Origin of the sequence: Vibrio sp. VB16, assembly GCF_015594925.2 — a bacterium.
GTDB lineage: Bacteria > Pseudomonadota > Gammaproteobacteria > Enterobacterales > Vibrionaceae > Vibrio.
In genome coordinates this window covers 254,858-279,235 of record NZ_CP087591.1, presented here as the reverse complement: position 1 = coordinate 279,235, position 24,378 = coordinate 254,858, and the positions used below count along the sequence as shown (strand labels likewise).

Below are 24,378 nucleotides of genomic sequence, written 5' to 3'. Positions count from 1 at the left end.
AATTTATGGAGACACTTCGTAAGTGACGGAAGTTAAAACAAAATGGGCCGGATAAGATAGGTAATGGGCTCGTCTTGATCAAGAACACCACCTTGATTTTGTAGCACATAAAAAAGTCGAGAGGCAGAAAAGAAATCGTTCTGACAATAACGAAAACAAAATTAAGTAATTCAAATGATTTAGAGTTTGATTAGCCTGGATGAAGGCAATTGTTATCTTCGTTTCTTTGAGGTAATAACAAGCGGTTGCAAAAGAGTCGGAACTTGCAGTTAGATACAACATCAGTTCGAAAAATCTAAGTAATAACGTAATGTTAAATATCAGGCCTTCACATTATTTAATTGGAAATGTGTGCTAATCAGTTATCAAATTTAAAAGCAAGTAGTAAACATATAACAACGATGTGTACGTTATTTTGATTGTTTCAATAAGTTTTAATGGTGGGCGCGTTCGCGATCTGCCATGATTTTTATACTGTTACGGTGCGTTTATTTATAATTTAAGGTAATGTTATATTTTGAAAATATCTCTTATATCTCGTTCTGACTGTGAAGGTGGAGCTGCAAAAGCAGCATATCGTTTACATAACGCACTCAACAATTCAGGGGCTCAGAGTGAACTTCTAGTTGTAAACAGAAGTTTGCAAGATTCGTCAATAAAAAGTATAAGCCGTTTTGCGAGGCTAAGTAATTCAATAGGCCTAGCCTGTTCAAACTTAATTTCAAAGAAGTTTTCGGTGAATAAATTTGGGTTAAAATCTCTAAATTTAATTGGGAGCAGAGTTTTAGGGTTAATAGCCGATGATTGTGATATCGTAAATATACACTGGATAAACCAAGAAACTTTGTCAATAAAACAAATAAGTAGAATTCGAAAACCCGTAGTTATAACTTTGCATGATATGTGGTTATTTTGTGGGTCGGAGCATTATACTGAAAGTGATTATTATATTGAGGGAATAGAGAGTGAAATTATTTATTTGGATAGACTCCTTATAGCTTATAAAAAAGAACAATTATCACAAAATATAGTTATTGTAACGCCAAGTAAATGGTTAACTGATTGTGCCATGCGTAGTAAGGTACTTAGTAAGCATAGAATATATACAATCCCAAATACTCTAAACACTGATATCTTTAAAAAAAATGATCAAATAGAATCAAGGCGGATTCTTAACTTGCCACAAAAAGAAATAATCATAGGTTTTGGTGCAGTTGGAGGAATTTTTGATAAAAGAAAAGGATTTTATGAACTAATTAGTGCATTAAAAGGTATAAGAAAAGATATTAAGTTTAAATGTGTAGTTTTTGGTCAGAGTGAGCCTGTCATAGTTAAAGAGTTAGAATGTGAATTTATTTCCTTTGGAACGGTTAAGGATGATTATACTCTTTCGCTTCTATATAACGCATTCGATGTTATGGTAGTACCATCAAGGCTAGAAGCTTTTGGACAGACAGCTTCTGAAAGCATATGCTGCGGTACTCCTGTAGTGGCTTTTTTATATAGTGGGTTAATTGATATCGTAGAGAACAAAGTTACTGGCTATTTAGCCGAACCTTATAATTCAGCAGATCTATGTAGAGGCATTGAATGGTGCCTAAATGACTCTGATCAAGAATTGTTATTGAAAGCTTCAAAAGAAAAGTCAAAGACTTGGTCTGAAGATATCGTAGCCTCAAAATACAAAGAAATTTTTCGAAAAGAAATTGCGAATGAATAACCCCCACCTTAATGATACGAAAGTGAAATATGTAATCATCATGGTTATATACACTATTGTAGGATTTGTTACGCTTCGGTACTCTACTGAGATATTAGATTATGATGAGTTATCTAAATATGGCATATATAACGCTATCTTATACTTTCTGTATCCAATGACTTATATAGGCTCCCTCGGACTTTTGAGAGTCGTGTATTTTAAAGGAGAGTACATAAAGAATAAAAGAAACTTATATAATGTATCTGACACTGTAATTTCTGTCTTTAGCTTGATTACTCTGGTTTCGATACTTACTTTCGATTTTGAAATAGACTCTATTTTCTTGGTGTTGTTGACATGTTGGATCAGACTAAGGAAAGATACCTTAGTAATGGAGTTGTTATCGGAAAGAAACATTAAGGATTGGGGAAGGGTAGTTATCTCATTTTCATTCTTTCAATTTTTCTTGGTTTTGTCTGTCTTGAATTACTCGACAACTTGGGAAGCACGAGTTTTGTGCTACCTTCTGTCTGATGTTTTGTGTTTGGCTATGTACTACAGATGGGGATTTTTTACAGAAATAATACCATTTAAAGGAACTTCTTATTTTGATATAAGTGTTTTGAAGAGAATACTATTTTTCGGAATACCTTGTGTTATAGCTGTATTCCCAGCATGGCTGAACGAAGAGGCTGACAAACTAATTATTCTTAACTACTTTGAAGATGGTTATTTTCTTGCCGCTTATGTCGCATCGTATGGTTTGGGTATGACCTTCAATCAAGTAATTAATGCTTATATTAGTTTCTATTCTAAAGACTTCTTTGAATCTCTTAAAGTTAAGAATAGGATTTCATCTTTAAAATCAAAGCTAATTAAGCATAATGTCATAATTAATATATTGGCTATGATGTTCTCTGCTTCAATATATGCTTTCCCTATAGTTTTTATTCCAGAAAAATATCATGATTTTTTGACAATAACTATCATAATAATTTATTCTTGCGCGATACTGGCTGGTTCTAGATTGGTTGCAATATTTATAGAATATAACGAGCAAACTAAAATCAAACTCAAAATTTCATGCATTGGTGCGATCTGTAATATATTTTTTTCGATTTTATTTATCAATAAATTAGGCGTTTACGCTCCGGCTATTGGAACATTAATATCATCTATTGTCAGCCTAATAATAACTATTTTATTATCTGCGAAATATGATAATAAAATTAGCAGGGGGATTAATGATTAACTTGTACTTTTCTTTTGGTATTGTTTCATCCTTGTCAGCATCTATGCATGTAAGTTCCGATAGAGCGAAGGGTTCAATGAATATCCTCGTTGTAGAGGTTAGCCCAGAAAGAAATGAAGATTATAAAGAAATAGAAAAACTGATAATTGACGTTTGGACTGATGGTGTATTTAGTAACATTATTTTTATAGAGATGCCTAGTAAGCTTTCACGCTTAAATTATAAGAACCCGATACAATTTATTTTTAATACTATTAGTTTTCACAAGCAGTCTAAGAAAATAGAAAATATGCTAACTGGACACGACTATAAAGTATTTAGTCCTTTAACAAGTAGGTTATCAGGCTGTTTTACTAGAAAAGCCAACGATGTGATACTAATTGAGCATGGACTAGGAGAGTATTTACAAAAAAAAGGGAATAAAGGTTTATTTATCGACCTTTTTGAAAGTGCATTGAATTATACACCTGTATATAGGTGTTATAGTGAGTTTTCATCAATAGTTTCTCTAAATAGTGACTCTAAGCAAATTAATTACCTAAAACTCATAGAGTTCTGGCGTAAAATTGAGAGGTTATATCCCGATAAATATAAAAAAATATTTAATTTTTTTAATAATAATGAATATGTGGATGTATTAATTGATCCATACGAAATAGACTCTAGATTTAGAAAACTATATATGTCTAATTTTGTAACAGATAAAGTAATTCTGCAAAGAATGCATCCTGCAGAGAGAAATTGTAAACCCCAATTTTATTCATTTAGTGATTCATTTATTGATTCTATTCCATCAGAGTTCTTTGCATATTTTAGTCAATTTACAAATGTAAAATTTGTGGGAACTATGTCATCTTCATTATTTTATGCGAAACACCTTTTTAATTCAGATGTTTCGATTTATAGGGTTGATAAAAAACATTATAAATCATTCATTGATATTCGAAATGGGAATATAGAAAAAATGATAGAGCTAATTAAAGGTTAAATAGATGAGGTTTATAATAAGTGTGTTTGTAATAGGTATTATTTTTGTCTTTATCTCTGAATTTATCTTTAAAAAAAATAATATGCATTCACTTAAAATTAGTTATTACCTCTACTACATATTTAGTGTTTTTTGTGGTATTTTCTATTATAACTACTTGCCACTAGCACCTGATAGCATCATGTTTTCTAATATGATTACCACAGGTGCATTCCCGATCGCACAAACAGGAACATTAGAGGTTGTTTCATTTTATTGGATTACAAGGCCAGTTTCTATATTAATCGATGGAGACATGAATGCTTACATTTTTTTCTATAAATCACTACTTAGCTTGTCTCTGATTTTGTTATTTATATTTTTTGTTGATACGTTTAAATTTAAGGGAAATTTTCTAGCTAAATATCAATATCTATTGATTTTTTTATCTATCTACCCGTCCTTTAATGTGGTCTATAATAATATTTTTAGAGAAGTATATGAACTATTCATAATAAGCCTCGTGCTTTTTCTATTTGTAAATAAAAAGTATGTTTGGGCATTAATATTTTCTGTTTGTCTTTTCTTTATTAGGTACTCTGACATCATAATTGTTGCTTCTCTTATTATATCTTTATTTTTTTCCAGATATGTTAAAAAAAGCGTTGATACTAGTATAGTAGTTCTATTTTTAATTTTCGGACTATTACTGATATTATGGACAAATCCTAATATTATTGAACATTTTGTAAACAGACGGATTGATCATAACGACTTCGTTCTCGGGTTTAATGCCAGCAATTGTCACCATTACTTTGCAACGGGAACTGGATACTCTAGCTTGGATATGTTCGATTTTGTATCTAAATCATTTATCCAGTATATATTAGACCCTATAAATATCGCTCAATGTAGTGATGGAAGTTCGACATTTATGTGGATTGAGAGCGTGTTTAGTGTAGGGCTATTAAGTCTAGTTACTATTTTTTGTTTGATTAGAAAGAAGATAAGTTTGTACCTTGTTGGGTTGGCATTTGTTCTTCTACTTCAGTCTCTCTATGAGTACTATGTTCAAGCAGGAATGAGACATAGAGTTTTCGTCTATATATTTTTTATATACCACCTTGTTTTTTGTACGAAGTCTACATTTAATGTTCGATTTAGACGTTAGATTATTTATACTTTAAGGCGATAATGTGATTACAATCATAACTACTATATATAATGCCAATTTTTTGGATTTTAAAAAAACATTTGACTCCGTCTTGCTACAATCTTGTACTGACTATGAATACATTGTGCAATCTGCTGGTAAAAGTGTTGAGTGCGAAAATTATGTTACGATTTCTGATGATTCCAGAGCTCGATTAATAAAAAAATCAGACAAGGGTATCTATCATGGTATGAATTTGGCTCTCGAATCATCAAATTCAAATTATGTAATATTCCTTAACTCAGGTGATGTTTTTATTGATAAAAATTTTCTTAAAAAAGCTATAGATATTTTTGATAGTTCACGTGACATTAAAATCGTTGCATGCAATAAAATTTTATATGGGGAGAGTCTAGATAAATCTAAAATTCGTATGCAACGAAAATCAAAATTTTTAGTGCGAGGTCTATGTCATCAATCTTTTATCGCTAATATACAAGATATACGCTTTGATCTTGATTATAGTTTAGCGGCAGACTTTAAGTCTGTTATTGACATTACCAAAGGCGACTTTACAAAAATTGCTTTTATTAATATATGTGGAGTTTTTTATCAAGCAGGAGGTGTTTCTGATGAAAACGCTAAGAAGGTTTACCTCGAAATGACAAAAGCAATATTGGTATCACAAATAAATATTTTTAGTAAATTTTTCAGTTCGGTTGTTTATTTTAGTAAGTTTCTACTTTCTTTTAGGTTTTAGATATGTATTCAGTAGTTATTCCCTTATACAATAAAGAAAAATACATTGAAAAATGTATCAATAGTCTCGTTGTAAGTGCAGATACAGCAGATATTTTGGTGGAATTTATTATTGTAAATGACTGTTCTACAGATACCTCTTTATTTGTGGCTAGTTCTATAAAAGATCAGAGAGTTAGAATAATAGACTTAGTTGAAAATCAAGGCCCATCTAATGCAAGAAATATTGGTGTCGCTAATGCCACATTCGAAAATATCTATTTTATCGACGCGGACGACCTTGTAGATAAGCAGTTTTTTTCAATATTGAATGATAAAAAATTTCTTGAAAAAGAATTTGTCTGCGTAGATATATGTAGGTTCAATTCTCACAACTCAATACCTACGTTAGAATATCAACATAAAGAAGTGGATGTAATAGATCTTCCTACGTTGTCCTACCATAAGTTTTTAAGTGAGGGTAAAGAATTATTTACTGCATCTAGTGTAATCATTAGAAAAGATGTTTTCATAGAATTAGGTGGTTTTTCTCTAGAATCTAATTTTACTGAAGACGCAGAATTTTGGGCTAGGTTGTCTTTTAAGTGTTGCGGAATTTATGTCCCACTCATTCTTTCTTATTATAGAATGGTCCAGAATTCCTTATCTCACGATTTTTTCTATAATTTTAATGAAGTTCCGATATTATTGAAAACTTTGTTGATTCAAAGAGGTAATTCAAATTCACCTCTTATATATGGTGCTGCAAATTCGATGATGTTAAAATATTTATTTATATCTAGGGCGAGTAATAGGACGATATTTAATAAATTGAGAAATATCACAAGAGAAATTGATTTGTCTATTAAAGTTAAGTTGGTTTCTTCTGTTTTGCTATTGTTTCCATCTGATGTGATTAAAATAATTTTCAAGCTTTTACGTAGAGGGTGAGATGTCAAAGATACTAATTACAGGTTCTTCCGGATTTATAGGGCGAAATTTTTGTAAATACTGTGAAGAACTTGGCCATGAAATTTTTGGGTTGGATATTGTAGATTGCAACGAGATCCCAACGTTCATTTGTGATATTAGGAATTATTCTGAACTTGAGAAAGTAATATTTGAAGTAATGCCAGATTACATTGTTCACTTAGCAGCAAGAACCGATCTTGGCGGAAATACAATCCTAGATTATGACACCAATACTGTTGGAGTTCATAATTTAATTAAAATTGTTAATTCAATAAAGTCAATTAAAAAAGTGATCTTTGCATCTTCTATGTTAGTATGCAAAATAGGCTATGTTCCAGACGATTTAAACGACTTCTGTCCCTCTACTTCTTATGGTGAAAGTAAAGTAGAAGGGGAGCGAATAGTTCGAAACCATATATCTAGTCGAGTGAATTTTGAAATTTTTAGGCCCACTTCTATTTGGGGGCCGGGATTTAAAGAACCGTATGTTAACTTTTTTAGATATGTACTAAATCGAACTTATTTTAACACTTCGGTGAGGTGTTTAAAAACATATGGTTTCATCGATGTCAGTATTCGACAAATATATGGATTGCTTGAAGTTGGTATTTCCAATGGTATTAATCCGATTTACATTGGAGATAGCAAATATTACAACATATCCGATTGGTCTAAAATGATTTGTGATGTCGAAGGTATCTCTAGACCACCTATGTTACCTATTTTTTTTCTTAAGTCTCTTGGTTTTGTTGGTGATGCGCTTAAGAAATTTAATGTTAAGTTTCCAATGACATCATTCCGAGTTAAGAATATGACTACAGATAATAAGTTAGATTGTAGTTTTGCTAATAAAATATATAGTTCAGATAATGTTGAGTTAATTAATTGTGTTAAAAAAACAATTTTTTGGGTTAAAGAGGAATATAAGAAGTGAAAATAGAAAATAAAGTTGCGCTAATAACGGGTATTACAGGTCAAGATGGTTCTTACCTAGCAGAACTTTTAGTAGAGAAGGGATATAAGGTTCATGGAATAGTTAGAAGAGCGTCTTTATTTAATACTGCACGCATTGATTCAGCAATAGCAGAAACTGAGAATATTCATCTTCATTATGGTGATTTGACAGACTCCTCTAACCTTATTCGTCTAGTTAAAGAAATTCAACCTGATGAAATATACAATTTGGGCGCTATGTCTCATGTTGCGGTTTCCTTTGAGTCGCCAGAATATGTCGCTGACGTTGATGGCATGGGAACCATGCGTTTGCTAGAAGCCATTCGTATTAATGGGTTAGAGAATAAAACCCGTTTTTATCAAGCATCTACTTCCGAACTTTACGGCGAAGTACAAGAAATTCCGCAGAAAGAGACAACACCATTTTATCCTCGTTCTCCATACGCTGTAGCTAAAATGTACGCATACTGGATCACCGTTAACTATCGCGAGTCCTACGGTATGTATGCATGCAATGGTATTTTGTTTAACCATGAATCGCCTCGTCGTGGTGAGACTTTTGTAACACGCAAGATCACTAGAGCAATTGCTAATATATCTCAGGGACTTGAGTCATGCTTACAGTTAGGCAATATGGATGCATTGCGAGACTGGGGTCATGCTAAAGATTATGTACGCATGCAATGGATGATGTTGCAGCAAGATATTGCGGACGATTTTGTAATAGCTACAGGTAAGCAAATTTCAGTCCGTGAGTTTGTGAGTATGTCGGCGTTAGAAGCTGGAATTACACTTGAGTTCACCGGTGAAGGTGTAGATGAGATCGCCACTGTAATCAGCGTCGACTATGAAAGAGCCCCTAGCGTTTCGGTTGGCGACGTGATCGTAAAGGTTAACCCAAAATTCTTCCGCCCTGCCGAAGTAGAAACTCTGTTAGGTGATCCAACAAAAGCTAAAGAAAAACTGGGTTGGGTTCCTGAAATTACAGTCGAGGAAATGTGCCAAGAGATGGTTCGTGCAGATATTGATTCGGCAAAGCAGCATGCGTTACTAAAAGCGAATGGTTTTAATGTTTCACTTTCTCTCGAAAACTAAGGTGTAATTGTGGCAATATCTGTTTTTGTTGCCGGCCATAAAGGTATGGTTGGCAGCGCCATCGTAAGGCAGCTTGAGGAACTTGGTGGGTATAATATTGTTACACGTACTCGCGACGAATTAAATTTACTCAGCCAGGTTGATGTGACTAACTTCTTTCAAGAAAATGATATCGACCAAGTGTATCTTGCCGCTGCAAAAGTAGGGGGTATCGTTGGTAACAATACTTACCCTGCAGAGTTTATTTACGAAAACCTTACTATTCAAAATGACATTATCCACGGTGCACATTTGGCAGGAGTTCAAGATCTCCTATTTTTAGGCTCTTCTTGTATTTACCCTAAACTAGCTGAGCAGCCAATGAGTGAAAGTGCTCTGCTCACCGGTACGTTAGAACCGACTAATGAGCCTTACGCTGTAGCTAAGATTGCTGGCATTAAAATGTGCGAGAGCTATAACCGACAATATGGTCGGAATTACCGTAGCGTAATGCCAACTAATTTGTATGGCGAGAATGACAATTTCCACACAGAGAACTCACACGTCATACCAGCGCTATTACGCCGCTTTCATGAAGCAAAGTTGAATAGTGACTCCGAGGTTGTCGCTTGGGGAAGTGGCAAGCCAATGCGCGAATTCTTGCATGTCGATGATATGGCGTCAGCGTCTATATTTGCTATGAATTTAGATGACAAAATTTACCAAGAAAATACAGAGCCAATGTTAAGTCATATTAATGTCGGAACAGGGGTGGACTGTACAATTCGAGAATTGGTGGAAACGGTTGCTAAGGTTGTAGGTTTCGACGGTCTAATTACGTTTGATACGACTAAACCAGATGGTGCGCCACGTAAGTTGATGAATGTATCTCGGCTAACAAATCTGGGCTGGACGTATAACATTGAGCTTGAAGAAGGCCTTAAGAAAACCTATGAATGGTTTTTAGATAATCAAAACAACTTTAGAAAGTAACTATGTTAGAGCTAAAAACATTCAAAACAGTGGTTGCCTCCACGCCTCTTATTTCGATGGATCTAATTGTTCAAAATGATATCGGGCAAATATTGCTTGGTTTTCGTCGGAATCGCCCTGCGCAAGGGTTTTGGTTTGTGCCTGGTGGCCGAATTCTTAAAGATGAGCGTTTTGAGGCTGCGTTTAGTCGTCTGTCTGAAACTGAGTTGGGTGAGCGCTATGCACTCTCGCAAGCCAACTTTTTAGGGCCTTATGAGCACCTCTATAAGGATAACTTCAGTGACGAAGGGTTTTCTACCCATTATGTTGTGCTTGGTTATAAGATAGTTTGGAATGGAAAGCTATCGGATTTACCAACGGAGCAGCATTGTGACTATCTTTGGTGGGATGCTGAAGACTTATTAAGTTCTACCGAAGTTCACGATAATACCAAAGCGTACTTTCAGTAACGAGCCTGAGTTTTGTTTTTTGGTGTCAGTTTGTCAGCTCTGTTAAGTTTAGATAAGAATTTTACTGGCACCATCGGATAATCTCCTTCTATAAAATATAATCATAATAGTGATTTATTTCTCTGCAACGTCAGTAACGTACTTACATGGTGCGTATGGCTTATACCCGAAAGGTAAAAAATGATACTTCCCATAATTATGGCAGGGGGCTCTGGTAGCCGTCTTTGGCCTCTTTCTCGTAGTTTGTTTCCAAAACAGTTTATTAGCTTAACGAGTAATTTGACTATGCTACAAGAGACAATGAATCGTCTTACTGGCATTGATCACAGTGCTCCGGTCCTGATTTGCAATGACGAGCATCGCTTTTTAGTAGCAGAACAGCTTCGCCAACAATCTGTTGAATGTAAGGGGATTATACTAGAACCAGAGGGTCGCAATACCGCTCCTGCAATAGCACTTGCGGCACTTAAAGCGGTTGAAAATGGTGATGACCCCTTACTATTGGTGTTAGCGGCGGATCATGTGATTAAAGACTCTTCTGCGTTCATTGATTCAGTACAACAAGCTGTTGTTCCTGCTGAAGAGGGGAATCTTGTAACGTTTGGAATTGTTCCAAACAAACCTGAGACAGGCTACGGCTATATTAAACAAGGTAAACGCAGTGGCAATGCCTTCAAAGTCGACCAGTTTATTGAAAAACCAGATTTAGAGACAGCACAAACTTATCTCGAAAGCGGTGAATATTACTGGAATAGTGGAATGTTTTTGTTTAGAGCATCTCGCTATTTGGAAGAACTGAAGGCTTACCGACCTGATATTCTTAAAGCATGTGAAATGGCCATGAATGGCGCACGAAATGATTTGGATTTTATTCGTCTTGACGAAAAGGCCTTTTCAACATGTCCTGATGAGTCGGTCGATTATGCTGTAATGGAAAAAACTAACCGTGCATTGATGGTTCCAATGGATGCCGGATGGAGTGACGTTGGCTCGTTCAGTGCTTTATGGGAAGTGTCAGAAAAAAATTCGCACGGTAACGTAACAAAGGGCGATGTGCTCACTGAGCAGACACACAATAGTTATATCTATTCGCAAAATAAGCTCGTGTCTACCGTTGGTGTAAGTAACCTTGTGGTTGTTGAAACCAAAGATGCTATTCTCGTTGCTGATAAAAATAAGGTTCAGGATGTAAAAAGCATCGTAAATGCCCTAAAACGCGAGGGTAGAGGCGAAGCATTACAACACCGTGAAGTATATCGACCTTGGGGTTCTCACGATGAGATAGCGCAAGGGAACCGTTATCATGTGAAACACTTGCGTGTGAAGTCTGGTGAAAGAACGGCACTACAACTTCATCATCATCGAGCAGAACACTGGGTGGTCGTTCAAGGGACGGCAAAAGTCACCAACGGTGAGAAGAGCTATCTTATTAGCGAAAATGAATCAACATACATTCCGCTAGGCTCTCCTCATCGCATTGAAAATCCAGGTAGAGTTGATCTTCATCTTATCGAGGTGCGTTCAGGTGGTTATTTAGAAGAAGACGATATTATTCGTTTGGAAGAGTATGGAGTAGGTTACTAATGAAAGTCACTATCATTACAGCTACCTACAATAGTAGTAAAACGGTGTTGGATACTATCCAATCGTTAAATCAGCAAACCTATTCAGATATTGAGCATATTATTATCGATGGTGGGTCTTCTGATAATACGATTTCTGTTGTTAAAGAAAACTGCCATCGTGTATCTAGGATAATTTCTGAGTCCGATAAGGGCATCTATGATGCATTAAATAAAGGTATCAATGCTGCAACTGGTGATATTGTTGGCTTTCTTCATTCGGATGATTTATTTGCCTATTCTGATGCGGTTAAAGAATTGGTGGAGACATTGCAACGAGAAAATACCCAAGCTGTCTATGCCGATTTAGAATACGTGTCTAAAGATGATACCTCAAAAGTGATACGTAAATGGATATCTGGAGAATACGACCAACAAAAGTTACAATCTGGCTGGATGCCCCCCCATCCAACATTTTTTATGAAAAGAACGTTATATCTTGAGTATGGAATGTTTGATTTAAATCTTAAGATTGCTGCTGATTATGACTCACTACTTCGTTATTTATGGAGTAATAATGTTACCGCGAGTTATTTACCTAAGGTCGTGACTAAAATGCGAGTTGGCGGCGCGAGTAATCGGAATTTAATGAATATTCTTGAAAAGACCAGAGAAGATATTCAAGCATTAAAGAAAAATAAACTATTTTGGCCAACCGCACTGCTGATTAAGAATGTATCGAAGGTCCCCCAGTTTTTTAAGAGATAAGTAAGCGTCTAATTAAGTAGTGAGGCGTTATTTAGCCCAAGGAAAATTCATGGACATACCCATATTTAAAGGGTTCGTGGCATGGTGGGTTCTCAATTTTAGACTCTCACTAGTTAGCGCTATTACATAACATTCAATTAACCGATGATCGATTTGACGATTATTTTCAGTGTTTTCTAATACCTCCATAGACAAATTGGAGGTCCAACGATGAGTAACCGGCACCCATTTATGCATTTCGATGTTATTCTAGATTACCGAAAATAAGTTAAAGTCGAGCATAAGTTAACTGATATCATTCTGTTAACAATTTGCACTGTGCTTTCTGGTCAAGATGATTGGAAAGCAATTAGCCTATACGGTGAGGTTCACTTGGATTTCTTGAAGCGATTTGGAAACTTTAGTCATGGCGTTCCTCAACAAATATCCCCTATAATGACGATGCGCTCATCTAGCATGAGACAACCAATATTGAATAGTTAAATATGGGTGGTTATAGTCACCGCTTTCCTTCGTTTTATTGTTTTTGGTGAGTATAATGAACATAAAAAGGGCAGGGGAAATTCACGAACATGCCCATGTTTAAAGGGTTCGTGGCAGGGAAAATTCACGTACATGTTCATGTTTAAAGGGGTCGTGGCGTAGTGGGTTCTCAATTTTAGAGCCTCACTACTTAGCGCTATCACATAACAGTCAATTAACCGATGATCGATTTGTCGATCATTTTCAGTGTTATCTAATACCTCCATAGACAAATTGAAGGTCCAACGATGAGTAACCAGCACCCATTTATGCATTTCGATGTAATTCTAGATTACCGACAACAAGGTAAAGTCGAGCATAAGTTACTGATATTATTATGTTAATAATTTTCGCTGTGCTTTCTGGTCAAGATGATTGGAAAGCGATAAGTCTTTACGGTCAAGCTCGGTTGGATTTTTTGAAGCGATTTGGTGGTTTTAGTCATGGTGTTCCTTCAACATCAACGATAGCCAGAGCGATGGGAATGATTAATGCGACTCGACTGCAAAAATGCTTTATGGAGCGGAAGAGAGTGCAGAGAATTTCGCAAGGATCAGACAAATGTGCTTAAGCATGCTGAAGAGTGAAACGACACTAAAGGCGAGTGTTAAACATAAAAGAGCGATGTGTGCGATGGATTCCGAGTATCTTTTGAAGGTTCTGCAAGCCTTTATTGACGGGGATGTTCATGATTTTTCCGTGATTGCTCTCTTAAGAAAGGTTCATTAATCGCTTACAGATTACGGTGAGGGAGAGTTTATGTCTGAATTCTTGATTGAGTTTATTCTAAATAAATCAGCAGAGAGAGCCTCTGCTGATTTTTATGGGTCAGTATTTATTACTGACCGCTGCTCCACTTCTGGTAAAGTGAGTTAGCCAGATCTTCGTTTTTCACCATTACGTGAGCGATGTTTGGTGTTTCTGTTTTGTTAACCAGCAGAATCATTTCGTGATTACCCACAGCAGGCATCACATTCCAGTCACTACCATCATCATAAATGCCTGAAACAGACAGGCCTCCACTTATTAGGTCCCAAGTTGCATCGTTAAAGGTTTCGCTGCCTTCTACAATGCTCATGGTGCCATCATCATTAAAGGTCATCTTAGCCATTGTGACATCGGGTGTTGTTGTACTGCCTGCATCATCAAACAATACGTAGTAAGTTTGATTTATAATCTCATCTTGAGAGAATGTTGTTAACGTATCTAAACGGGTTGTAAATGCAAGCATGTCACCATCGTCGGTTACATTCAGGTAGAATTCTTCATTGTTACCAGACAGAGTATCTTTACCGTAATAAATAATGCTTTCTTTTAGAGTTTGTCCGTTGTCTACAGTAGAAAAACCATCGTAGCTAAATGTAGCTGTGCCTTCGAATGTTTCGTTATGCTTATCATTGTTGGACATGTAAGTAACGCTGCCATCGTCATTTGGTTCCGCTTCAAAACCGATGGTTGAAACACCTTCAATTGTTGCATAAGCACTATTGGTATTAATGCCGTAATAGACGTTACCCAGCATCATGGATTGCAACGTGCCTGTTGGCATATCTTCTGTTGATGGTTGGTTGCTATCATTAAGTTCTATCAGTTTACTATCTAAGCTGGATTTATCACTCGTGTTATCAAATTCAACATCCACGGCATTTTTTATTGCGCGAACCTTGTCTTCAAAGCCGGCCGTATCGATTGTCCCCAGGGTATTGACCGTTTGCGCAATTGAACGGGCTGCTAAGTGCACTTTGATCGCTGTCTGTTTTGTTGTTTGCTCTGTATTACTTTTACTTGCAACATAGTCTGATGAAATCATACTGACATCCATTTGCAGCTCTGCTGCTACTTCATCAAGCGTTTTTCCTGTTTTCACTGCATAGGTAGAGAAAGGGGTAACAACAGAACTACCTTTTTCAGCAATTAATTCTACATTGCTGGTTAATGTACCCGCTTTATCCGTATCAAAAGTCTGGCCGGCGATTGCTTTGATAATTATTGGGTAATCCTTATAGCCACTTTCTACAGTGAATGTTCCTTTATCCCCAGTAGTTCCCAGCAGTTCGTCTGAATCAGTTAGAGTGCCGTTTTGGTCAATATCTGCGTAGACTTCAGCGTTAACTAAGTAACCATCAATAGCTTGAAGGGTATAAGCACCGTCAGTTGAACCTGAATCGCCGGTATCTGTTGAAGAACTATCAGAATTACAACCTGCTAGTGCTAGCGCAATTGTTGAAGCTAGAACTGAATATTTTAGCAAATTACTTTTATTTTTCATTTTCATTTAATAGACAACCATCGTTATGTAGTTAATATATATCATTATTATTTGTTTCAGGGCGTTTATACATGATCATTAGTTATCAGTAAAGTGCAACTTGTTTAATAAGGCTCCGCACGGGCTCACTTTCTCTTATTTACGGGGTTTATTGATGCCAATACTCTTTAAAACTGCTGGCGTTAAGCATCCATTTACTCTGTTTTACGCCACTATCGGTGTCAATTGGAAGGGTTAAAATTTGGAGTTCATCGGGTTGGACACCGATGATGAAGCAGCGGTGTTTTTCGATAATAAACGTTAAGCTTGCTAACAAATTACTTGTTTAATTAACATCAGTAGGTGAGTCATGTCTCGGTGTTGCGCAGGTCAATCACGAGTTGAGTTCTGCGCTGGTGCAGGGCGCAGGGCGCATAACAAGCGTGCACTCTGACCTTAGTATTTAAGTATGTCACTAAATGTGTCCTTAGTAGTTGATGTCTGTCCTTAGTGGCGCTAAAGTGTCGATATTAAGGACAGGTATTAGTTGACTATGAAACAAGATTTTATCACTATCGAGCAAGAACTTGAGCTCATTCAAAGTATTGTCGATAGAGCAAGTGAGCCTCTATCAAGAAGTGACATCAAGAAACTATTACCTTTTGATACAACTGAAAAAACACTTCAAAGACGCCTAAAAAGGCTCACAGATGAATTGCGTATTGCTACATCTGGTCAAAGAAGTGGTCTTAGATACCTGTCCCTTATCGAAACTAAGGACACATTGCCAGAGACATCAGAAAATGAGTCTGTACATGATAATGGCATTCTGTTCTCTCAAGCGTCCTTGAAGAAACTTGAGCACCTTGAAACCCCTTCTTATGCACGAGCTAAAGTGTGCTATGACCTGTCTTTGGTTGAAAACTATATTCCCAATAAAACACGATACATTCCAGAAAAATTCGCATTCAAACTAAGAGGACTAGGTAAACGTTTCAACAAGAAACTGGCTGCTGGGACTTATGCTAAGGACATTGCACAAAGGCTCCTCATAGATTTGTCGTTCAACTCTAGTCGATTAGAAGGGAACACATACTCGATTCTTGATACGGAAAAGTTATTGCAAGTAGGCGAAGCTGCTGATGGCAAGTTCGATGAAGAAACCGTTATGATCTTAAACCACAAAGAAGCTATCTTGTTTTTGATTGAGAATGCCGAAGAGCTTTCCGTAACTCCTTTCGTGGTAAGAAACTTACATCAGATCCTATCGCAAGATTTGCTCTCTAATAGCTCTGCATGCGGTCAAATTAGGCAAGTTGAGGTCAGTATTACCAAGACTTCTTACATGCCGTTAAATGCTCCTCAGCAACTCGAAGAGTGGTTTATTCTGCTGCTAAGAAAAGCTGAGAAAATTGACGATCCATTTGAGCAATCATTCTTTTTACTCATGCATCTGTCATATCTTCAAGCATTTGAGGATGTAAATAAGCGTACCGCACGTTTAAGTTGCAACTTACCGTTCATCCAACAAAACCTATGTCCATTAAGCTTTGTGGATGTCCCTAAAGGTGATTATATTAAGTCTCTAATTTATTTCTATGAGACAGGCGATCATATCCCAGCACTAGAGGTCTTTGCTTGGGCTTACGAGCGCTCCAGCCATCAGTATGAGGTTGTTGAAAAATCCGTTGGTGTTATTGATTCCTATCGAATAAAGTTCCGAAGCGAACGCAAGCAAGTCATTGGTCAAATCATCAGAGAAATGATTGTTGATGACGAGGTGCAAACTCAGTTAGAGCAATTCTGCGTTAAACATCAGATTAAAGATGCAGATAAGTTTATTTCCATCGCAACGGTTGAACTTGATAAGCTGCATAGCGGTGCGATTGTGTCTCTTGGCGTTACGGAGAAGATGTTTATTGCTTGGAAAGAGAAGTTCGACGCTACTAAATAGCGTCGAACATGAGCTTTTGATTTAGCAATAGGTCAGCTTCTGTGGAAGAAAGTAAACTTGAAGAGTTCGAAGCGATTTGGTGATTTTAGTCATGGCGTTCCTTCAACATCGACGATTGCCAAGGCGGTGGGAATGATTAATGCGACTCGACTGCAAAAATGCTTTATCGAATGGATGAAGCATTGCTGTGAGCTTACTTACGAAAGTTCCTGTTGCTAACGTAACACACTGCTAACAACACTTTAGCAGGAACAAAAAAGTTGGCTTTGTGTCGTTCCTCAACAAATATCCCCTATAATGACGATGCGCTTATCTAGCATAAGACAACCAATACTGAACAGTTAAATATTGGTGGTTATACTCACCATTTTTGTTTCTTTTGCTGTTATGGGTGAGTATAATGAACATAAAAAGGACGTGGGTATGAATTCATTACTTAAAATCTCAGAAATCATTCTATACGAAAGGAAAAAAAGAAAATGGAGCCAACAGTTACTTGCTGATTATGCGGGACTTAATAGAACCACTGTTGGTAAAATTGAGCGAAATGATTATGATGACGTTGGCTTGAGAAAAATTGAGCGTATCCTTAATTTATTTAATAAATCCTTAATGGTGGCAGACACGGGCTTACCGACTTTAGACCAATTAAAAGAGGTTAATAATGGCTAATGTTGATGTGTATACTCACAAAAGCAGAGTAGGGAGGCTTGAGAAAAAAAATGAGAACCATCACTACTCGTATGACTTAAATGCAAAGCATGCATTGTCTCTTACTATGCCTATTCGGCTAGAAACATATTCATATGAAGGCTTACATCCTTTTTTTCAGATGAATATGCCTGAAGGTGGTTTACGATTAGCGATTGAAAAAGCAACAGAAAAACATTACGGAAGTAATGACCTAACGGTATTAGCATTATTAGGAAATAACCAGATTGGTTCAATACGCTATGCACTTGAAGATCAAGAGTTGGTTGATGAAAGTGAATTTGATTTGAGCCTAGAGCATCTTATTAAAAGCGAGGATGTTGATCTGTTTTCTGAGTTATTATCAAGATTTGCATTGCGTTCAGGGGTTGCTGGTGTTCAACCTAAAGTATTATTAGATGCTAAACAGATAAATAATAATGAAATAGAGCCCAAAAACACCTACCCACTAGATTCCTATATAGTAAAAAGTTGGGGTAAAGAATATCCAGAATTAGCTTGTAATGAGTTTGTGTGTTTAAGTATAGCAAAAGAAGCCGGGTTAACTGTTTCACCTTTCTATTTAAGTGAAAACGCTCGGTTGTTGATAACTAAACGCTTTGACATTAATAAAGAAAATCAGCCAATAGGCTTTGAAGATTTTTGTGTATTACAAGGTCGCTCAACGAAACAGAAATATGATGCTAGCTTAGAGTCTTGCGCTAATACCATCAGACAATTTGTGTCTCCAGAATTCCGTAAAACAGCGTTGTATGATTTTTTTAAGCTGACAGTTATTAATATTATGTTAAAAAATGGTGATGCACATTTAAAAAATTATGGCGTGCTCTATGAAAACCTGTCGGGGTATCAGTTAGGGGAGTTACCTAAAACCTCTGTCGTGTTTTCACCGGTATTTGATATTGTGAGTACAACACCGTATATAAAAAACGATACCATGGCCTTAAGTTTAACGGGATCTAAACGCTGGCCGAAATGGAAAGTCCTCGTAAAATTTGCTAAGCAACACTGCTTACTTTCAAACAAAGAAATTACTCAAGTTATCGATGAGATTGAGCGCGCTAAATTGCATGTTTTACCAATAATTGAAACGCTCAGTATAAAACATCAGGATTTTAGTCATATTGCAGATGAAATGTTGGGCTTACTGGAAGGAAATATCAAAGAGTATTGAACGCTCAAAAAGATAACTGTATTTTGTTTACTGCCGCGTTTAATGTGTCGTCACTATGTTGTTGGATAACTATTTTGACATGAATATGCTGCAAAAATACGATGGTGATACTTACGGCACGCAAGAAAAATCGCGGGGCAGACAAGAAACCAGATTAGCCCGAGCTAAAAACAATGGGTATTGTCGTTTCTGTAAGACAAGAAGAAGTAGTGACAAAAGAGTCGGAAATCACGGTGAGATACTACATTAACTCGAAGAATTTAAATGCTAAGGAATAGTTAAATGCAACACGTCCACATTGGTTAGTTGAGTCGATGAATTGGACGCTAGATACAGCTTTTGGTGAAGACGCTTGCCGAAAACGAGCAAAAGAGTGCGAGAGGGTTTCGCAAGGATCAGACAACTGTGTTTAAACATGCTGAAGAGCGAAACAATTTTGAAAGCGAGTGTTAAACATAAAAGAGCGATGTGTACAAACCATCGAGAAACTGGGTATTATTAACGCGTTAAATATTATGATTGTCGTAAACCATCTTCTCAGATTTTTTGCGGATCCTACGAAGAAAGCTGGTGATCTGCCAAACGTAACTGAGTAGGGTGGTATATACGCCAAAGCACACCATGAACAGTATAAACATGGTTGACTCGGCGACGGCATATAGCTCGCCATAGATGCCAAAAGCAGCATAGCAACTCGCAAACGTACATATACTGAACAGTGTTTGTCTAGAACTAAAGCCTAGACGCTGAAATATGTGATGTAAATGCTCTCGGTCAGGCTTAAATGGTGATACTCCTCGACGGATTCGTCGAAGCATGATAGCCGCCATGTCCATTAACGGCACGGCAATTAGCCACAAAGCAGTTATTGGACGTATAAGAGGTTCACTCGCTTCTTGACTCGCGCCAAGTAGCAACCAAATGACGGTGAAACCAATCATCATGCTGCCCGCGTCCCCCATAAATACTTTACGTTTTCGCCCTAAGATACCAAGATTCATGAAAACATATGGGACCATGGCAACAATAAATACCAAACAAAGGTAGGAAAGACCGTTCTGACCATCTACTCTAAGTAAAATGGAGATCCCTGCAAAGGTTATGATAGATAACCCCCCAAGTAACCCGTCAATACCATCGACCATATTGAAGGCGTTAATTGCCCCAATAACGGCAAAGATAGTCGCAAATGGGCCAAGTATCCCTAAATTAATGTCTCCATTCCCCATCAAATTGCCAATGTGTAACAATTCAATGTCCGCGATACCGAGCATCACTATGGAGAGTACAGCTTGGATAACCAATCGCACTTTAACACTGAGCTCAAATTTATCATCCAATGCGCCGATAATAGTCAGCAAAATAATAGAGGTCAAGAAAAGGTTGCTGTGAGGTATGACGTTCGGCTTAAAGACAATAAATTGAGAAATAGATAAACATATTGATATACCACCAACAAGGGGTATTGCGCCGTCATGGTGTTTACGTGCACCAGGCTTATCGACAAGATCTATTTTGTTGGCTACCTTTCGCATAATGAAAAGTGACAAAAAAGAGTAGATGAATACAAAAAATAATTCTAAAAACATATAAAATGCATTTGGCTAATAAGGGCTTTCATCGTGTTCTATCTTATTGGTATCTAATGATGTAGTGGTGTGTTTCCGGTTGCATATTATAACGTACTTATTCTAAATTCAACCCTGAAATGAAACTCACCAAGGTTAAGATACATGTGGCATGTATCCCCGTTGGGCTATTGAATTATTCGATAGATTTGTCAGTAAGATGGGACCTAGTATTTAAACCCTTTATTGACGGGCTAAACATAAAACAATAGGCACTCAGTATGGGCGGTAATATGCAGTGATGGAAGGATGAATGTCATCTTACATAGCATTATTCTTTTTTAATAGGCTCAAATAAATCACATAGATTCAACGCTCAAAAGGTGACGATTGATGTTTAGGTTGGTTAACTCATCAATCGACCGTTCAAACTGCTGAAATCTAGCACCAACCTAATATCTGAATTGTGCTAGATTCCAAGATTAAAAATGCGCTGCCCAGCCAACTAAGAACCCTTGAGTTGCGGTGTCATAGGCAAAATCATCGCCGTTATCATAATCAACCCAGGTGGATTTATAGGCGATATTTAAATCTGACCAGCTATTAATTTTATAACGTGCCCCTGTAAGAATAGCGCTGGTAAAATCCGTATCGCTACCCAAACCGGCATCAAGACCAAAATGAAACTTCCAATGGTCTGATAGGTCTGTTATCCAACGAGCACCAATTAAGTAATCAACCCAGTCTGCATCTAAATTTTTATTCGCATTAAGCTGTCCGCCACTGGTGTATATTTTTGTATTGATATCATTATCCCACCAACGAAAACCAGCCATGTAATCTAAGGTGCCAAAGTCATATTGATAACGTTTAAAGCCTTTTACTTCTAATACTCCCTGTCTAATCTCAAGTTCCCCTTTTAGCAAGCTCAGGTCATTCCCTAAAATGGCATCTGATTTTCCACTGAGCTTCATAAAACTATAATCAACGTAATAGCCCCATTGATTATCATATATACCCTCTAATCGAAGCATCGCACCGATGTCTAAATGGTCAACGATAAAAGCAGGGTCAACGTCGACATCGGTAGACACGTTCCCAATGGTGCTATCCCCTCGGATATTAAGTGCTTGAGCATAGATTTCTATACTGTGTTGCCAACCAGAACTGTCGACACCCATTTCATCAGCAAGAGCCGAATGACTAAGAGAAAAAAGAACGATCATACTCGCGGTAAGTTTAGATATTGATGCCATTAGGTACATCCTTGTTAAATATTGAGTTATTCAGATTGATACTTAAACAAGCGTAGTATATGAATCAGAAAAATAAAAAATTTGGCAGAGAAAAGAATCATTTAGGTCGATATTAATTGTGTTTTTCTTGTGTTTTTCATATTCCGATATATGGTTAAGATATTAATTTTATTAATGTTGAAGATAGGCAAAGGAGTGATATGTCTGAGGTCAAGGAAGAGACTCATGAGTCACAAAATGCGAACAATAAGAAAGATAGGGTAAGAACGGCAACAAATTATCTACTCACGATTGTTGCTGTGATACTTTTTTTTAGCATAGTTACCGATCGGATTATACCAATTACCGATAATGCTCGTGTTAAAGGCTATATCGTTCCAATTAAACCTGAAGTCTCTGGTAAGGTTTTAGACATAAAAGTGCAGCCTAATCAGCTGGTAGAAGAAGGGGATGTTCTTGCTGTTCTGGATGCTTCAGATTACAAGATTGCAGTACAACTAGCCGAACAAAATCTAGAGATAGCAGGGCAGAATGTGGGTGCTCAAACGGCAGATATTGCGGCCGCTCAAGCGCGTCTTACATCAGCAATTGTCGAAAGACAAAATACAGAGTTACAGGCAAAACGTGTATTAGCAATGGCAGAAAAGGGCGTAGTGTCGAAATCGGACGCAGACAAAGCAAGAGCCGCTTTAGCGACATCAAGAGCTTCGGTTAAGAATGCAGAAGCCGATCTGGAAAAGGCAAAGCAACAGCTCGGTAAAAATGGTGAAGATAATAGCCAAATTAAAGCTGCGCTCTTGTCTCTTGAACAAGCGCAACTAAATCTGGAGCGAACGGAAATAAAAGCACCAACGCAAGGAGGGGTCTCAAACTTCAGTCTATCTGAAGGTTTTTTTGCCTCGGTAGGCCAACCTATCATGACATTTGTATCGACTGAAGATATTTGGATAGAGGCGTATTTTCGAGAAAACAGTTTAGGAAATATAACCGTTGGTGATGACGTTGAAGTTACCTTAGATATTGTGCCCGGAAAAATTATTAAAGGCAAAGTGACGAGTGTTGATTGGGGTATTGATTGGGGTCAGAATGACCAAGCAGGCAAGCTTGCTCAAGCGAATCAACAGACGGGTTGGTTGCGCCAGACACAGATGTTGCCTATTTCGATTGAATTTGACCGCGCAGATGTTAAAGGACTGCTTCGAGTTGGTGGCCAAGCCGATGTGATTGTATATAGTGGTGATAATTTTTTCTTTAATTCGATCGGTAAACTCTGGATTCGATTTATTAGCGTACTGTCTTATGTCCGATGATTTCGCGGTTGATTCACAGATTCAAACACGCATCATTCGATTTATGGTTGGGGTGATCGTTGTGGTCTTTCTAGCCGCATGGATCAACTGGCCGTTGGCCTTTGTCGCCCCAGTTTTTACCGCCAAATTTCTAATTGATAAACCTACGTTTCATAAAGAAACCGTCTATGAATTGTTATTGGCATTGGTGGTTACCATGGGCTTAGGGTTATTACTCTCCCGCGGGATAACTCAATACCCTGTACCGCTATTAATACTTGTTGGATTGATGATGCTGTGGGGATACTTTTTATTTACTGACCCTAAGTGGAATCTATTTGGGACCATATTGCTGATTTCAGTATTGGTGTTGCCATTTATGGCCATATCTAATCCTGGTATTTCAGTATTGCTCGCAACTGGATTAGCAACCTCTGGTGTTGTTGCGGTTGCTGGTTTTGCTATTGCGCATATCTATTTTCCCGAACCTAAAACCGAATTTAGCGGCTTTGCAGCTACGCCAATAAACAGACAACAACGTTGGTATGCTGCGTTTAGGGCGATGATTATCTCTTTCCCTGTCGTTTGTTTTTTCTTTATTTTCCAAATATCGGAAGCACTATTAACCATGATGTTTATCGCGCTGCTCTCATTGATGATCACGTCTGAGAAGTCGATAAAACTGAGTGCATTCTTGGTCATTAGTAATGGGCTCGGTGGGTTACTTGCTATTGCGGCATTTTCGATATTGGCTATTGTACCTAACATTATTTTCTATTCATTGTTCATCGGCTTGATAGCCATTTATGTCGCGAAAAAAATCTATACTGTGCCTGAAAAAGCACCCATATATGCAACCGCATTTAGTACGTTATTGGTGTTAATTGGCAGCACGTTAATGAGTTCAGGTGATATAGAAAGCAATACATGGGTTCGGATATTTCAGCTAATGCTTATTGGGCTTTACATGATTATGGCCTCCTTGTTTTTAGAAACAAGGAACTGGAAATTTTTGCAAAATTAACAAAACTCGATGAATAAACTTTACGTGCGATTTATATACAAGGATGTT

21 protein-coding genes and 1 pseudogene are annotated in these 24,378 nt (G+C 37.1%); 19 read left to right on the top strand and 3 right to left on the bottom strand.

Going from position 1 to position 24,378, the window contains the following annotated elements:
* The first annotated feature begins 517 nt into the window (after positions 1-517).
* From IUZ65_RS17825 to IUZ65_RS17760, 14 genes and pseudogenes are all read left to right on the top strand, one after another.
* Entirely contained in the window at positions 518-1,720 is a 1,203-nt protein-coding gene (locus IUZ65_RS17825; protein WP_195705383.1) for a glycosyltransferase, read from the top strand.
* Positions 1,713-2,954, top strand: a complete 1,242-nt coding sequence (locus IUZ65_RS17820; RefSeq protein WP_195705382.1) for a hypothetical protein — start codon at positions 1,713-1,715, stop codon at positions 2,952-2,954. The genes IUZ65_RS17825 and IUZ65_RS17820 overlap by 8 nt, the downstream gene beginning before the upstream one ends.
* Entirely contained in the window at positions 2,947-3,942 is a 996-nt protein-coding gene (locus tag IUZ65_RS17815; RefSeq protein WP_195705381.1) for a polysialyltransferase family glycosyltransferase, read from the top strand. The genes IUZ65_RS17820 and IUZ65_RS17815 overlap by 8 nt, the downstream gene beginning before the upstream one ends.
* Positions 3,943-5,117: 1,175 nt before the next feature.
* Positions 5,118-5,834: a glycosyltransferase gene (locus tag IUZ65_RS17810; protein ID WP_195705380.1), complete on the top strand. Its 717-nt coding sequence runs from the start codon at positions 5,118-5,120 to the stop codon at positions 5,832-5,834.
* A 2-nt stretch (positions 5,835-5,836) separates the two neighbouring features.
* Positions 5,837-6,763, top strand: coding sequence for a glycosyltransferase family 2 protein (locus IUZ65_RS17805; RefSeq protein WP_195705379.1), 927 nt, complete (start codon positions 5,837-5,839; stop codon positions 6,761-6,763).
* Position 6,764: 1 nt separating this feature from the next.
* Positions 6,765-7,718 (top strand): NAD-dependent epimerase/dehydratase family protein, encoded by a 954-nt coding sequence (locus IUZ65_RS17800; protein ID WP_195705378.1) that lies wholly within the window; start codon positions 6,765-6,767, stop codon positions 7,716-7,718.
* Between the two features lie 2 nt (positions 7,719-7,720).
* The gene (gene gmd / locus IUZ65_RS17795) at positions 7,721-8,833 is read left to right on the top strand and encodes a GDP-mannose 4,6-dehydratase (RefSeq protein ID WP_195706418.1); all 1,113 of its coding nucleotides are present in this window, start codon (positions 7,721-7,723) and stop codon (positions 8,831-8,833) included.
* Between the two features lie 45 nt (positions 8,834-8,878).
* Entirely contained in the window at positions 8,879-9,805 is a 927-nt protein-coding gene (gene fcl / locus IUZ65_RS17790; protein ID WP_229638308.1) for a GDP-L-fucose synthase, read from the top strand.
* Between the two features lie 2 nt (positions 9,806-9,807).
* On the top strand, positions 9,808-10,254 hold the full coding sequence (locus IUZ65_RS17785) for a GDP-mannose mannosyl hydrolase (RefSeq protein WP_195705376.1): 447 nt from the start codon (positions 9,808-9,810) through the stop codon (positions 10,252-10,254).
* Positions 10,255-10,434: 180 nt separating this feature from the next.
* A complete protein-coding gene (locus IUZ65_RS17780) occupies positions 10,435-11,838 on the top strand; it encodes a mannose-1-phosphate guanylyltransferase/mannose-6-phosphate isomerase (RefSeq protein WP_195705375.1) in 1,404 nt (467 codons plus the stop codon).
* Positions 11,838-12,584 carry a glycosyltransferase family 2 protein gene (locus tag IUZ65_RS17775; protein WP_195705374.1) on the top strand — a complete coding sequence of 249 codons (747 nt, stop codon included), beginning with the start codon at positions 11,838-11,840 and terminating at the stop codon, positions 12,582-12,584. Before IUZ65_RS17780 ends, IUZ65_RS17775 begins: the two co-directional genes overlap by 1 nt.
* Positions 12,585-12,794: 210 nt before the next feature.
* A pseudogene (locus IUZ65_RS17770) lies at positions 12,795-13,001 on the top strand (transposase family protein); the annotation flags it as partial.
* Positions 13,002-13,443: 442 nt separating this feature from the next.
* Positions 13,444-13,677: a transposase family protein gene (locus IUZ65_RS17765; protein ID WP_195705373.1), complete on the top strand. Its 234-nt coding sequence runs from the start codon at positions 13,444-13,446 to the stop codon at positions 13,675-13,677.
* Positions 13,678-13,679: 2 nt separating this feature from the next.
* Positions 13,680-13,835: a hypothetical protein gene (locus IUZ65_RS17760; protein ID WP_229638230.1), complete on the top strand. Its 156-nt coding sequence runs from the start codon at positions 13,680-13,682 to the stop codon at positions 13,833-13,835.
* Between the two features lie 109 nt (positions 13,836-13,944).
* Here IUZ65_RS17760 and IUZ65_RS17755 read toward each other — a convergent pair whose 3' ends face one another.
* Positions 13,945-15,381: a hypothetical protein gene (locus IUZ65_RS17755; RefSeq protein WP_229638229.1), complete on the bottom strand. Its 1,437-nt coding sequence runs from the start codon at positions 15,379-15,381 to the stop codon at positions 13,945-13,947.
* A 526-nt stretch (positions 15,382-15,907) separates the two neighbouring features.
* Here IUZ65_RS17755 and IUZ65_RS17750 point away from each other — a divergent pair.
* The 3 genes from IUZ65_RS17750 to IUZ65_RS17740 all read left to right on the top strand — a co-directional run bounded on the left by IUZ65_RS17750 (position 15,908) and on the right by IUZ65_RS17740 (position 19,193).
* Positions 15,908-17,308 carry a Fic family protein gene (locus IUZ65_RS17750; protein WP_195705372.1) on the top strand — a complete coding sequence of 467 codons (1,401 nt, stop codon included), beginning with the start codon at positions 15,908-15,910 and terminating at the stop codon, positions 17,306-17,308.
* Between the two features lie 423 nt (positions 17,309-17,731).
* Positions 17,732-17,980 (top strand): helix-turn-helix transcriptional regulator, encoded by a 249-nt coding sequence (locus IUZ65_RS17745; RefSeq protein ID WP_195705371.1) that lies wholly within the window; start codon positions 17,732-17,734, stop codon positions 17,978-17,980.
* On the top strand, positions 17,973-19,193 hold the full coding sequence (locus tag IUZ65_RS17740; RefSeq protein WP_195705370.1) for a type II toxin-antitoxin system HipA family toxin: 1,221 nt from the start codon (positions 17,973-17,975) through the stop codon (positions 19,191-19,193). Before IUZ65_RS17745 ends, IUZ65_RS17740 begins: the two co-directional genes overlap by 8 nt.
* Positions 19,194-19,699: 506 nt before the next feature.
* Here the strand turns inward: IUZ65_RS17740 and wecA are convergent.
* Together wecA and IUZ65_RS17730 are read right to left on the bottom strand one after the other, a co-directional pair.
* Positions 19,700-20,782 (bottom strand): UDP-N-acetylglucosamine--undecaprenyl-phosphate N-acetylglucosaminephosphotransferase, encoded by a 1,083-nt coding sequence (wecA, locus tag IUZ65_RS17735; protein ID WP_195705369.1) that lies wholly within the window; start codon positions 20,780-20,782, stop codon positions 19,700-19,702.
* A 461-nt stretch (positions 20,783-21,243) separates the two neighbouring features.
* A complete protein-coding gene (locus tag IUZ65_RS17730; RefSeq protein ID WP_195705368.1) occupies positions 21,244-22,017 on the bottom strand; it encodes a hypothetical protein in 774 nt (257 codons plus the stop codon).
* Positions 22,018-22,217: 200 nt separating this feature from the next.
* Between IUZ65_RS17730 and IUZ65_RS17725 the strand changes: the two genes are divergently transcribed.
* Both IUZ65_RS17725 and IUZ65_RS17720 read left to right on the top strand, forming a co-directional pair.
* Positions 22,218-23,327: an HlyD family secretion protein gene (locus tag IUZ65_RS17725; protein ID WP_195705367.1), complete on the top strand. Its 1,110-nt coding sequence runs from the start codon at positions 22,218-22,220 to the stop codon at positions 23,325-23,327.
* Positions 23,317-24,330 (top strand): DUF2955 domain-containing protein, encoded by a 1,014-nt coding sequence (locus IUZ65_RS17720; protein WP_195705366.1) that lies wholly within the window; start codon positions 23,317-23,319, stop codon positions 24,328-24,330. Before IUZ65_RS17725 ends, IUZ65_RS17720 begins: the two co-directional genes overlap by 11 nt.
* The last annotated feature ends 48 nt before the right edge of the window (positions 24,331-24,378 follow it).

What these genes read in the sequence shown, in the direction of transcription:
- IUZ65_RS17820 (WP_195705382.1), top strand. Translation starts at nt 1,713, where the DNA reads ATGAATAACCCCCACCTTAATGATACGAAAGTGAAATATGTAATCATC.
- IUZ65_RS17815 (WP_195705381.1), top strand. Translation starts at nt 2,947, where the DNA reads ATGATTAACTTGTACTTTTCTTTTGGTATTGTTTCATCCTTGTCAGCA.
- IUZ65_RS17805 (WP_195705379.1), top strand. Translation starts at nt 5,837, where the DNA reads ATGTATTCAGTAGTTATTCCCTTATACAATAAAGAAAAATACATTGAA.
- IUZ65_RS17800 (WP_195705378.1), top strand. Translation starts at nt 6,765, where the DNA reads ATGTCAAAGATACTAATTACAGGTTCTTCCGGATTTATAGGGCGAAAT.
- fcl (WP_229638308.1), top strand. Translation starts at nt 8,879, where the DNA reads ATGGTTGGCAGCGCCATCGTAAGGCAGCTTGAGGAACTTGGTGGGTAT.
- IUZ65_RS17785 (WP_195705376.1), top strand. Translation starts at nt 9,808, where the DNA reads ATGTTAGAGCTAAAAACATTCAAAACAGTGGTTGCCTCCACGCCTCTT.
- IUZ65_RS17780 (WP_195705375.1), top strand. Translation starts at nt 10,435, where the DNA reads ATGATACTTCCCATAATTATGGCAGGGGGCTCTGGTAGCCGTCTTTGG.
- IUZ65_RS17775 (WP_195705374.1), top strand. Translation starts at nt 11,838, where the DNA reads ATGAAAGTCACTATCATTACAGCTACCTACAATAGTAGTAAAACGGTG.
- IUZ65_RS17765 (WP_195705373.1), top strand. Translation starts at nt 13,444, where the DNA reads ATGTTAATAATTTTCGCTGTGCTTTCTGGTCAAGATGATTGGAAAGCG.
- IUZ65_RS17760 (WP_229638230.1), top strand. Translation starts at nt 13,680, where the DNA reads ATGCTGAAGAGTGAAACGACACTAAAGGCGAGTGTTAAACATAAAAGA.
- IUZ65_RS17755 (WP_229638229.1), bottom strand. Translation starts at nt 15,381, where the DNA reads ATGAAAATGAAAAATAAAAGTAATTTGCTAAAATATTCAGTTCTAGCT.
- IUZ65_RS17750 (WP_195705372.1), top strand. Translation starts at nt 15,908, where the DNA reads ATGAAACAAGATTTTATCACTATCGAGCAAGAACTTGAGCTCATTCAA.
- IUZ65_RS17745 (WP_195705371.1), top strand. Translation starts at nt 17,732, where the DNA reads ATGAATTCATTACTTAAAATCTCAGAAATCATTCTATACGAAAGGAAA.
- IUZ65_RS17740 (WP_195705370.1), top strand. Translation starts at nt 17,973, where the DNA reads ATGGCTAATGTTGATGTGTATACTCACAAAAGCAGAGTAGGGAGGCTT.
- wecA (WP_195705369.1), bottom strand. Translation starts at nt 20,782, where the DNA reads ATGTTTTTAGAATTATTTTTTGTATTCATCTACTCTTTTTTGTCACTT.
- IUZ65_RS17730 (WP_195705368.1), bottom strand. Translation starts at nt 22,017, where the DNA reads ATGGCATCAATATCTAAACTTACCGCGAGTATGATCGTTCTTTTTTCT.
- IUZ65_RS17725 (WP_195705367.1), top strand. Translation starts at nt 22,218, where the DNA reads ATGTCTGAGGTCAAGGAAGAGACTCATGAGTCACAAAATGCGAACAAT.
- IUZ65_RS17720 (WP_195705366.1), top strand. Translation starts at nt 23,317, where the DNA reads ATGTCCGATGATTTCGCGGTTGATTCACAGATTCAAACACGCATCATT.